This is a genomic window from Sphingobacteriales bacterium, from assembly GCA_016700115.1.
GTDB lineage: Bacteria > Bacteroidota > Bacteroidia > Chitinophagales > UBA2359 > UBA2359.
Genome location: CP064999.1, coordinates 5,573,761 through 5,587,321, shown reverse-complemented (window position 1 = coordinate 5,587,321; position 13,561 = coordinate 5,573,761). Strand labels below are relative to the sequence as shown.

Below are 13,561 nucleotides of genomic sequence, written 5' to 3'. Positions count from 1 at the left end.
ACAGAAAAGGGGGGTAAAAAAGATAAAAAAATGTAGCTTTACCCCAAAATGTTCTTTATACTTTAAATTTCCGACGTCATATTTAATTTAAATTGGCTACATAGGAGCTTTTTTAATGCAATTCAGACTTAAAGTTTCATAATAAGACGCATTTTTTTTCATTTGTCTTTATTTTTAAAGAAAAGCATAACAACAACCGCCCTTCGTCTTTAAATTTTTAAGAGTAGAAGAACAGACCCTAAGCAAATCAAAAAACTTCGATTGAATTATTAATACTCAAATTCCATTATCTATGTTACCCAACATGCTACCCAACCAAATACGATGGTTTTTAAGCTATCGTTTTCAAGCAAACCAATACCGACATGTAACTTATCAGGCAATAGCCTATATGTTGATAGGGTTAATGATTAATGTATTTTCGTTAAATGCACAGGATGTAACGAATAAGATTACTCCTTTTCCTGCTTCACAATATCAGGATTTTGGTTCAGCAACCGCTATCAGCAGTCAGGTCGCTGTAGTAGGAGCTCCCGGAGATATCGGGAATAAAGGTGCAGTTTATATTTACGATTTAGTGGGGACTAACTGGCAGGTCCGCCCTAAGTTGATGGCTTTGGATGGCAACTCTAACCATTATTTCGGAGCATCAGTTGCTATACATAATGGAGTAATGGTTGTAGGTGCCCCCGGGGTCAGTAATAATACCGGAGCAGCCTATGTATTTATTAAAAGTGGGAGTAACTGGGTTTTTGCACAAAAGCTAATTCCTGCCGGAGGTATTATCGGAGATCAGTTTGGGGCATCGGTAGCGGTTAGTAATGGAATAATTGCTATTGGTGCATATAGTGATAATGCAGTTGGGAATGATGGAGGAGCAGTATATATTTTTACAAGTTCCAACTTGTCGAGTTGGACACAAGTGCAGAAGTTAGTGGCATTTGATGGAATTCTTCAGGATGAGTTTGGGATTAGCGTTAGTTTGGAAAATACCACATTAGCGGTTGGCTCCCGTTACAGTGATGTGCCGGGTACTCCCCCTGTTATGTTTGCCAATGCCGGTGCTGTATATATATATGAACAGGTGATTACCCCGCCGGCAATTACTCCGGCGTTTGTCAATGTTGGTAAGGTAACTGCAGCCGACAGACAAATGAATGATTATTTAGGCAATTCTGTTGCAATCAACAACGGGATGATTATTGCCGGAGCTTACGGGGATGATGATTACGGAATCAATTCAGGCTCTGCTTATATATTCAGTGGAACGAATTTCATCACTCAGACGAAGATCAATTCTTCAGATGCAGCAGCCAATCATAATTTTGGTTGGAGTGTGAGTATCAGTCAAAACACCGCCATAGTCGGAGCGAGATTTAAAAACAGTGCTGCAGGTTCTGCCTATGTTTATACCAAAAGCGGGGCAACCTGGACACAATTTGCCAATATTTTAAATCCCATAGCTCCCGGTGCAGCAACAGGGCAGTTTGGACATGCAGTTGCTATCAATAATAATGCGGCTGTAATTGGAGCATTTAGAGACACTCAAAACGGAACAAATGCAGGGGCGGCCTATTTTTACCAATTCTTAGCACAGCCTTCTGTAGTTACTGCCACCGATGGCGTTTTTGAACAGTTTGTACGCATTTCCTGGGTACCTCATCCCAGTACTTCTGCCTCAAGCTATACCATCTATAAATACAAAAACGGCAATTTGATCAGCACCTTTGCCAATGCCAGTTTGCCTTACGACGATACTGTTGTTGATTTGGATACCTTATATAATTACTGTGTTGTTGCCAACCACCCAACCTGGGGACAATCTCAGCCCTTATGTGATCTGGGGTATAAAGGCACTATTGCTGCCCCTGCAAATTTCACAGCAACAGACGATTTGTATGAAGACCATATTACGCTGATGTGGCAAAACGTGAGCACCCTTAGTGGATTGCCAAACCCGAAATGTATCAACGGCATCATTCAGGACAGCATCATTATTTACAAAAACGGAGGTATCATAGATACTATTCCGGTCTCTACTACTACGTATGAGGATTATGCAGTCTATTCACTGATTCAATACGATTATTGCTTGCGTCAGTTTTATGCGGAGTATGATACAGTATTCAATGTGTTGCAGACAATTTATGATTTTGACACCATTCCCGCTGTTATTACTTCACTAAACGATGCTAACCAACCCTATTTGAGAGTACTGGATACTATCACCGGAAACCCGACTACCTATAATGTAGAAACATTGGATACAATTTGGGCAAATACCACTTATGTTTATGATACGGTGGTTACACGCATAGAAGTGATGTCTTCTAATTCATGTGATGTTGGATCTGCATCCATCCGCAAACCATTGGCGTTTTCGGCAACTTATCCGTTCAACGGCTCAACATTCAATGTAGATTATTACGAAGACCGGACTGCCCTGAGTTGGGTGCGCGATTTAACAAGTATGAATACGGGTTACAGAATATACCGTAACAATGACGTATTGGTAACTATTAATGATCCGACAGTTACAACTTTTAGTGACTATAATGCTGTTTCAAATGAAATCTATGAATATTGCCTTGTTGCCATTATACCGACTATCGGTGAATCTCTCCCGCTATGTGAGTTTGGTGGAAACCGGATCCGTCCACCTGCAACGGTATCAGCCACAGACGGCACATTTGAAAACAAAATAGAGGTGTCATGGACTCTTGAACCCGGTTCTGTTGCTGAAGGCGTGAGGATTTACAGGGGAGATGTGTTGATTGCAGATTTGCCGGTATTTCTTTCTCCACATGTTGACTTTGATGTAGTGGGTTTGGTGGAGTATAATTATTGTATCGAAGCCTATCATGGCAGTTGGGGGACTTCCTTCCTTGCCTGCGATAAAGGCAAGATCAATATTGTGAAGCCGAACTTTACCAGTATCACCAACGGAACGCCCAACCACGAAGACAAGATTGTTTTGAATTGGTCTAATACTTCTGCGGTTGCTACAGGATTCAGGCTGTATCGAGATGGCGGTTTGCTGGCAACAATTACCAATCCCGCAACCTTATCCTATACCGATCAAACAGGAATTGAGTCGCTTCAAAACTATGATTATGAAATCGAATCTTTCAGTCCATTATTGGGCAACTCTGAACGTTCAACCGGAACAGGGATGGCCAAGATTAAATCTCCAACAGGTGTGCAGGCAACTGACGGCACTTATGCCAACAAGGTAACCATTACATGGGCAGATGGTTCGGCTTTGGCCGGCCGGTCGTTCCGGATTTACAGGAATGGATTTTTAATTGCGACCAGACCGTTGGGAACCACTTCTTATGATGATTTTACGGTCAATTCTCAGTCTATATATCAATATTGCGTAGTAACATACAAACCCGGTCTCGGAGAATCTGATCCTAATACTTCTTGTAATGAGGGCAGCACTCAAACTGCAGCACCTACCGGCATCAACATGTCTTCATCAGGCAGGAAACTGATACCAAGTGTGTCGGGTGCATACCAAAGAGCAGGAAGTGCAGTGGATATATCAGGCACTAATGTAGTTATGGGTGCTCCCGGCAACCCTGGTAATACTTTTGTGTTTAAAGTAGAAAGCGGTGAATGGACGGAGGTAGCAGTATTGCCTAAACCGAGTGAAGCTGTAACAACATCTTACACGTTAGGTGCATGGTGTCCCACATGCCCCATCTATAATAGTTCATATACCATTAATTATAGTAATTCACGACATGGTGCAGCTGTTGCAATTGACGGAAGCAGGATAGTGGTTGGAATACCGGATGCAGATTTTCAGGGCACAGCTGTAAATCAGGCATTAAGCTATGATAACGGAGCGGTGATGGTCTATGAATTCAGCACGACAACCAATGAGTGGGTACACGATCATACCAAAAAACCCAGCGACTACCATGGAGTAAATACAAACGGCTACGAACGTTTTGGCACATCGGTTGACTTATTAGGAGACTGGGCAGCCATTGGTTCGCCAGACCGTGCAGGAGGAGGATTTGCTTATCGCTATAATGCCAATACCAACGGGTCATTATCAGCAGCTTTGTCGCCTTATGCAGCCACAAAACAAGGAACTTCGGTTGCTCTGTTTAATGGAGGCAGCAATGTATTATTAGGTGATCCGACAAGTAACAATGGGGGAAGTAATGGAGGTATGGTATGGCAATCGGGCATCAACGGTTGGCTTTGGTCTTCAAATACAGGAGAAAGATTTGGTGCCTCGCTGGCTTTAATTACCGGCACTGAAGCGTTTATTGGTGCGCCATTTAACAATGATGCAGCAACTGAATCCGGAGCGGTATATCTGTTTAATTACAGCAATACCGGCAGCCAAAACAAAATTCAAACGATTAAAGCACCGACTCCAAGCAATTACGATCATTTTGGAAACAGTGTTGCTGTTGTAGGTGACCGGGCAGTGATTGGAGCACCGTTGAATGACAGCAACGGACCTAATGCAGGTGCTGTATTTGTGTACCAAAAAATCAGAAATGTATGGCAGGCAGTTGCTAGATTAGTAGCACCGGATCCCGGTGCGGGGTATGATGAGTTTGGAAGTTCTGTTGCCATGCAAAACAATACTGTTGTAATTGGAGCGCCCGGGGACGACAGTGACTTAACACCAAGCAGTTATGATCATGGTTCGGCCTATATCTTCGTTTTACCGCCTATTACGCTTCTTGCTTCAGACGGAACGTTCTCGAATCGCGTCAAAGTGCAATGGGAGAATACAGGTTATGCTAACGTTGCAGATGGGTTCCGTATTTACCGGGACGATGAGTTGATTACCGAAACCGGCTTGTCAACAAGTATCTATTACGATTATGATGCCTTCCCCGGTCAATTGTCCCGCTATTGTCTGGAAGTATATAGCAATGTCTGGGGCAGTAGTTACCGGGTTTGCGATGAAGGTTTTGTCAAACCCGTTGGGCGTATCAGTGGCGAAGTGAAATCTACACTTCAGGCAGGTGTTCCGGATATTGAAATTCAGGCCAATGGCAACAAACACCAACATGCCTTATATTTCAATGCTTCACAAAGCAACTTTGCCAGCGTAGCGACAGATGTAAACTTGTCTAATTCGGACTTTACCATTGAATATTGGGCAAAACTACCTACAACAGGAAGCGAAAGAGCGGTATTATCATTAGGCACAACCTCTAATAATATTATATCCGGTTTGAATGCCTCTGGTAAGTTTGGATTAAACTTTAACAATACAGCCAATTCATTAGGTGCAGACACGACAACCTGGAACAATGGCTGGAATCACTATGCCATTGCATTCAATAACACAACCAAAATAGCTTTCTTATATAGAAACGGGGTGCTGGTAAAACAAGGAAGCATGCCGGCCGGCTTTAATACCACAGTCTCTGAATTGTATATCGGTTCTTACTTCGGCACAAACAATTTCTTCAACGGAATGATAGACGAAGTTCGTATATGGAACATATTGTTAGATCCTTCGACGATTCTGGAGAATAAAAACCGCTATTTGAGAGGAGACGAAACCGGTTTAGTAGGGTATTATGCCTTTAGTGAAGGTAAAGGAGATAAAACTGCGGACTTTGCTTTAGACAGAGGCGCTCATGCTACTATAAAAGGAGCTTTCTGGACTTATGATACTCCGCCTGTTAAATATGCGGCAACTACGAATGCGGCAGGTTATTATGAAATCAATAACATATTCTTTGGCGAAGAAGCAGAGTTTAACATACGTCCGGTAAAAGAAGGACATGGATTTGCTCCAGAATTCCAAAACAGAACCTTGACAACTTACAACAATTTGGCAAACAATGTGAACTTTACCGACAATACCGTATTCTCTGTAACCGGTGAGGTGGTGTATAATACGCTAAACCAATGTCCGCAAGACAGTGTACAGATTTGGGTGAACGGTCTGTTCTATGGCAACTTTACTGAATTGGACGGTACTTATGCCCTGGCCCTGAATGAACCCGGCACTTATATCATAGAACCGAGAAACGGGGATCATGTATTTAATCCTTCTCAGATTAATCTTGGGTATGTAAGTGATAACATAACAGATATTAACTTTACCAATACAACCTTGCGCACCATCAGCGGTACGGTGAAAGGGGCTTGCAATGCCCTGATTGGAGATGTCAGCCTTCGTGTTACATCCGACCCGCCATGTATGAACTACTTAATTACACCTACTTCAACACCTTATAGCTTTAATCCGGTAAACGGGTACTTCCAGTTTCAGGGTCCCCCGCTGAAATACAATGTAATGGTTGAAACTGTCATGTTTAACGGTCAGAAGAATATTCAGGCAGAGAATTACTTCCTTTCACGAAGTCAGAATACAAATCTGAAAACCGAAGAAGCAGACACTTTGACCTTTGTTTATAACAAACCATTCCAACTCACATTGAGTGATTTGCCGACTACCAAAACCTGTGACGGATTGCATTATCTGATGAAAGTAGATGATCAGCAAGCCATCAGCATTGAGGTTTTCCAAAACTATAACGGTACAATCTGCCCTGCAGACTCAGGTACTTTGTACATCACCGATAATGTGTCTGACTTAGGCAGTATCAGTGTTCCGTTCTACGAAGGCGTTGGGTTCCATACTCTGAAACCGGTATTTCCCGAAACTTCGGCACCTTATTTGAAATCTTTCAGTGTAACTGCAGAGGTTGCAGGCGCATTGACACCTGCCAAACAATTTACAGTTTTGGTAACGGGTCAAAAACCAAGAGAGAGCACGTTTATTACGAAGTTTCCCGAAAAACCCTTCCTCATTCTCCGCGACCCTCCGGGTGACGGCAGTAGCAGTTCATTTGCCGAAGACAGCACGACCTGCAACAGCAACAAGTTTGAATATGAAACGATTAATACGATTGGTGGTCAAGGGCAGTTTACTGCAGGGGTAAAATTCTTTGCCGGATTTGGCTACTATACCGGAGGAGAGGTTGCAGTGATTACTCAATATAACCTCGAATTGGGAATAGCTGCAAATGGATCTACCGAATGGAACAACTGCACGACAGCCTTAAATCAAGACTTTAAAACCGCAGACGGAAACCCTGTATTGATTGGTAAACCCGGAAATCTTTATGCAGGAGCGGGTACAAATATGATTTATGCACTGACAGATATTGTCTTGTACAATAATTGTGAAGTGTTCACCGATAATGGTATTGCAATAGATCCGGTTGAATTTGCAACTACCTTTGTTTATACCCAATGGCATATTGAAAACACACTGACTACACAATATAACGAAATTATAGGTGTGTATGAAGGCGATTCTGTAGCCGCAGCCCTTGCAGGAAATGCAGTATTGGCTAAAGCAAAAGGAGACAGTGCCCAACAATTCAGGAACTCTTTAATTGAATGGCAAAATATTCTTAAATTAGAACAAACTGAAACTACAAAAGCGTTGAACAACAATTTTGTAGCTAATTATTCTTTCAGTGCAGGAGCTGATTTTTCATCTGCTTCAACAATAACTGCAACTACTACCGGTAGTTATGACTTTTTTGCAGTGATCAAATTCGGTATCGCACTCATCGCTAAAGTGGATGTTGGTGGTACCGGTTACGAAGACAATATTTTCTTTAAAACAGAAAATAAGATAGGAGGGGGATCCGGTTTTGAAAATTCAGGCACTACTACCTCTTCCTATACTTTCTCAGACGATGATGTCGGTGACTTCTTCAGCGTAGATGTGGCCAATGATAAAACCTTTGGGGTGCCGGTGTTTAAACTCAAATCGGGAAGAAGTGGTTGTCCTTATGAACCGGGAACTCAAACTCGCTTTTCTTCTGATCTTATTTTGAATGATGCACCTATCAAAGACAACATTCCGCCTGACGAAGCCGCTAACTTCCTGGTAACCCTACAGAATACCAGTCAAAGCAACGAGTTATTTGATTATACCGTGCGTTTGGTAGCAGCAAGTAACCCGGACGGAGCTATAGTAGATATAGCCGGTGAGACACTTTCTGCAGGTATTGATTTTACATTAGCAGGCGGGCAATCATTGCCAATTGTGGTCAGTGTTTATAGAGGACCGATTGCGTATGATTATATGAATTTGCAAATTTTCACCTATGCTTCTTGTGAGATTGAAACCTGGAACGCCGGTGGTAATTTGTGGAATGCCGATACAATGACAATGTCTGTTCGGTTTGTAAATCCCTGCTCAGACATTACGATAGCTTCACCAATAGACAATTGGTTAGTACATGCCAATAGTGGAAATCTTCTGCCGATAACCATAGCCAATTACGATACAACTGCATTAGATGAAGTCCACTTACAGTATAGAAGTAAAATACCCGGCTCGCCTTGGTTGCCGATAACTGCACCAATTACACGAGCTTTCCTTACTACATTTCTGGATGGCTACTATACTCATAACTTTAATGTGGCAGCACTGGACGATGGGGCGTATGAAATCAGAGCGAGAACAATCTGTCAGACTGCGACCGGAACTGCAATAGGTTCATCTGAAAACTTAAGTGGTGTTATTGACCGGTCATTTAACGGTTTATTCGGCACTCCTCAGCCTGCAGACGGAGTACTTGCGCAAGGGGATCAAATTTATGTGGATTTCAGCGAGGTCATAAACTGTCTCATACCAACTGCCTTCAACCCAACACCGGATATTGTTACACCATTCGGCACCATTCCGAAATCCATACATGTGGTCAATATTACTACGGGAGACACCTTGCAATATGGTTCAAACTTTGATTTTACATTGGATTGTGGTGGCAATGCCGGAGTTCGCTTGTTATTTAATATCAAGTCTGAAGTACTGGATCAAATAGAAGGACATTTGTTACAAATAACCGTAACAGATGCACAGGACATTTTCGGAAACCATATAGCAGCACCTGTTTCCTGGAGTTTTGTTGTTCAGCGTCGTCAGGTTTATTGGAATCCACCGACTGTAAACATCACCATGTATCAGGGCACAATACAAGATGTTCCTATACAACTTATCAATGTTGGAGCAGCAACACGGACCTTTACTACATCGGTCAACAATCCGGCAACTTTAAGCCATACAGTACAGGGTAATGCGACAAGTATAGCAGGAACGAGTACTTTGTCGGCTAATATCACGATTAACTCTACACAGTTGCCATTTGGGGTAACTTATCAGGATACTTTAAGAGTAGATGTAAACAGCCTTCTTAATCCAAACACCGTAGAGTTTACTTCATACTGTATTGTCAGGACAACAGTACTGGCAAAACCACCGGTTTGGGTAGTCAATCCGTTCGACTATGAATATAGCATGAACTTAGTCTGCGAATTGGATATGAACCCCAGTCCGTTTATACAGAATGAAATATCTGTTGATATTTTTGACCGTGTAGCAGCATTTGTAGATGGCCAAATCAGAGGAGTTGCTAACATCGAAAAAGTCTTTACCAACAGTGGTTGGAAATATATTGCATTCTTAGACATATACAGCAACAATGCAATCGGGGACATTATAGAGTTCAGGATATGGGATGCTGATCTTGGCTTGCAATATGGAGAGGAAGGTCCTGCACATAAACTCTCTACCGGAGCACAACCACCGGGTGTTTTCTATTCTACAGCAACCTTCACGGACGGTACAGTTGCCGGAACCAATAATAATCCGGTCCGGTTACACGCAAAAGGCAGGGTACAATGTATAGATTTGCATCAGGGATGGAACTGGGTATCGTTTAACATACTGGGCAATAACATGTCGGTCAATAAAGTGCTTGAAGGTTTAGTAAATCCAACTACAGGCGACATTATCAAGTCTCAAGATGGATTTGCCCAATACACGCAAGGTTTAGGTTGGATCGGTTCTTTGCAAACGATTGAAAATGAGAAAGCTTATCTCATTAAAATAGCTGCAACTTCTGATGTTGTTTGTTTGGTAGGAGAACCTGTTGATGCACCTTTGAATGCCATATCACTTACTCCCGGGTGGAATTGGATCGGATACACATCACAAACTGAAGACGAAGTGGTTGATGCTCTTAACAACCTCAACTTTGCACAAAATGACCTGATTCGCAGTCAGGTTGACGGATTTGCCCAATACGATGGAGCAGCTTGGTCAAGTGGAAACCTACAAATGTTAGAACCCGGAAAAGGCTATAAACTATATGTTCAAAATCCCTTCGATCTAACCTATCCCGAGTTTGCACCTCCGGCTTGGTCGGTCAATTCCCGATGTTATCAATATAGTATGACAATTGTTGGGGTATTAAGTGTGAACCTGATAGAGTCTACCGATGTAAACGATATCATCACAGCCACCGTTGAAAATGGTGCAGTAGTTTGTCAGCCTATAAGTGCTACTCAGGGAGTACAAATGGTACAAAATGAAACTTCGGTCAACCGACATTTGGTATATTTGAATGTATATGGTGATGAAACCTCTATTGGTAAACCTATACAATTCGAAATGTATGATGCCAGTGAAGACGAGGTTTATGTGTTAACTGCACCTGAAGACCCGGAAAGCTTAGATACACTTCGTTTCCAACCTGATGCGGTATTGGGTCGGCTTCAAGATCCCTATATCTTCCCATTCTCTACCTGTAATCAGGTGGACATCACTTCAACAACCGATGTTTCATGTGCAGGAAATGATGGATCTGCTACTGTTACAGTCCAAATGGAATGTGGAACAAGAGGCAGACCTTGTGTCAATCCAAGTTTCATCAGCACACCTGCTGATGGCGGCACATCCGACCAGCTCACACCTTATGCCACAGATTGGGAAGACGTTCGCTTCCAGTTCCTATATACAGCCGATGAGTTAAGGGCGGCCGGACTGACCGAAGGCACAATCAGCTATATAGGTTTTAACGTCATACAAAAACTTAGCGTACTGCCCATCAATGGCTTTACTATCAAGTTGCAATGCACCAGTATGGACGCATTGGTACCGGGCACATTTGTACCAAGTGGTACTACTGTTTTTGAAGGCCCTGTTACCACTGTTGCCGGCTGGAATATGCATAAACTGAGATATACTTATGAGTGGGACGGAGTATCGAACATTATTATTGATGTTTGTTATCAACAGACAAATGCCGAGTTTTACAATGATGCCATAGCAGTATCCGAAACTCCGTACTTATCAACCTTAGGCATGTACGATGATGACGGCTTTGGAGGTTGTGATTTAACCCAGGCTTACTACAACTACACAAAACGACCGGATATCCGGTTCGGAATTTGTAATGTTCAATATCAATGGGATGATGCTCTTCTGCAAACTACGCCTGTTGCATCCAACTTAACTCCGGGTACTTATAACTTAGTGGTATCTTTTGGAAATGGATGTGTAATTACGCATACCGTTGATATCAACCTCATTCCGCCATTAACATTGAATATTCCTGCACCTGCAATGCTCAATTGCTTTGGCGATACCAATGGTACGGCAAATGTTATTGCCTCACTTGGTACTCCTCCTTATACCTATTTGTGGAGCAATGGACAAACAGGAACAAATGCTACCGGCTTAAATGCGGGATTACATACGGTTACTGTAACTGATGCCAATAACTGTGATGAAGTAATATCGGTAACAATTACGCAGCCTACCGAGATAGCATTTAACAATATTGTTGTAACAAATGCTCTGTGTAACGGAAGTGCAAATGGTGCAATAGCATTAGTTGCAGGGGGTGGAACACCTCCGTACAGCTATCTGTGGAGCAATGGTCAAACGACTGTTTCTATCAGCAACCTGACAGCAGGAAGTTATACGCTGACCATTACGGATGCAAACAATTGTGCTAAAACTCAGACAATAGCTGTTACTGAACCCAACCCATTACTTGCAGCAAACAACACGGTTAACTTGCTTTGTAACGGAGATGGAAACGGAACAATTGCTTTGACACCACAAGGTGGAACACCACCATACAGTTACTTATGGAATAATGGTCAAACCGGAATTACAGCAACAGGACTAAGCGGTGGAACCTATAGTGTTACAGTAACAGATTCACATAACTGTACATTCGTCTTACCCAATTTAGCTGTTTTAGAACCGGCAGCCATTACTTCAACCAATCTCCAAGTTCCTATACTTTGTAATGGGGATGCTAATGGAAGTATTATTTTAACACCCGCCGGCGGAACTCCTCCATTCAGTTACTTATGGAGCAACGGTCAAACTGGAAATACAGCTACCGGACTTAGTGGAGGAACTCATAGTGTAACTGTAACAGATGCAAACAATTGTGAAGAGGTTTTCAACATTCCGTTTGCCGAACCAACAGTACTAAATGCTTTGAGCACCAATTCAAATCTGTTGTGTTTTGGTGATAACGATGCATCTGCTACTGCAACAGGAGTAGGAGGAACGCCTCCGTACAGCTACTTATGGAGCAATGGACAAACTACAGCTACGGCTACTCAATTGTCTTCCGGCAACTATACCTATACCGTAACTGACGCTAACAACTGTACATTTACAGGAAGTGTGACAGTAACCGAACCGCCTCAGTTCCAGGTATTGTCAAATGGTGAAGTCAACGAAGGTAATAACGGGGTTATTCCTACATTCTACAATGTAGCCACCATCATATTCAATGGAGGAACATTGCCCTACAATTATCAGTGGAACAACATTGGATATGTAACTTATCAGGTAACTTCGCCCGGTGTTATTACAGTAATTTATTCAGAGGGTGCGCAATGGAACCTGACAGTAACAGATGCAAACGGTTGTGGAAGCAGTGAACTGACCTTTACGAGCAATACAACTCCGAATGCCAATGAATTGGTCAATATCTTCGATTATACGATTAGTTCAGACAACGGTAATGGAACAGGTGCTATTCAATTGTTTGTCATTGGAGGTACCGGCCCATATACTTATGAATGGAGTGGTCCTACAGGCTATACCGGACCTACCTCCGGAGTGGGCTTAAGTACAATCACCGGTTTGGTTTCTGGATGGTATATTGTAACGATAACCGATTCAAGTAATCCTTCACAAGGAACTATTGGCTGGTTCTGGGTGCCGTTGCAACAACGTGGACGTGGAAAGATTGCAGAAGATGAATGTAGTATGTTTATCTATCCCAATCCTTTCAAGGAAGAAACGAATATTGAAATGCAATCCGGTAGTAACGGACTTGCCCGATTGGATGTTTACAGTATCAAAGGCGAGTGGATAGGTCAGATATTTAACGGCGAACTGGTCGCTGCAACTCCTGCAACCCTGAAGTTCAATGCAGGATTATTGCCCGACGGGGTGTATATTTGTCGAATGACCATGAACAACGGAACTGTAATCACTGAAAAAATGGTACTGTCGAGATAGTCCATTGTTCATTTGATTAATATTAAAGCCGCTCATTCTCTAAAAAGAATGGGCGGCTTTTTTATTTAAAATTCAAAAAGAAAAAATCTTCTAAAATTGATGGGTACTAACTTATCGGTTTAGACAGTACAAAACATATCAACAGCATAGGATTTTTAAACAAAAAAGCGCCGGACATAGCCCCGACGCTTTTAATTTACAAAAGTT

Annotated in this window: 1 protein-coding gene; it reads left to right on the top strand. The window is 42.4% G+C overall.

Annotated elements, in window-relative coordinates:
- Positions 1 to 292 precede the first annotated feature (292 nt).
- Positions 293 to 13,354, top strand: coding sequence for a T9SS type A sorting domain-containing protein (locus IPM47_20035; protein QQS29096.1), 13,062 nt, complete (start codon positions 293 to 295; stop codon positions 13,352 to 13,354).
- Positions 13,355 to 13,561 lie beyond the last annotated feature (207 nt).

Excerpts from the sequence above, each read along its gene's own strand:
- IPM47_20035 (QQS29096.1), top strand. The coding sequence starts at position 293 with ATGTTACCCAACATGCTACCCAACCAAATACGATGGTTTTTAAGCTAT.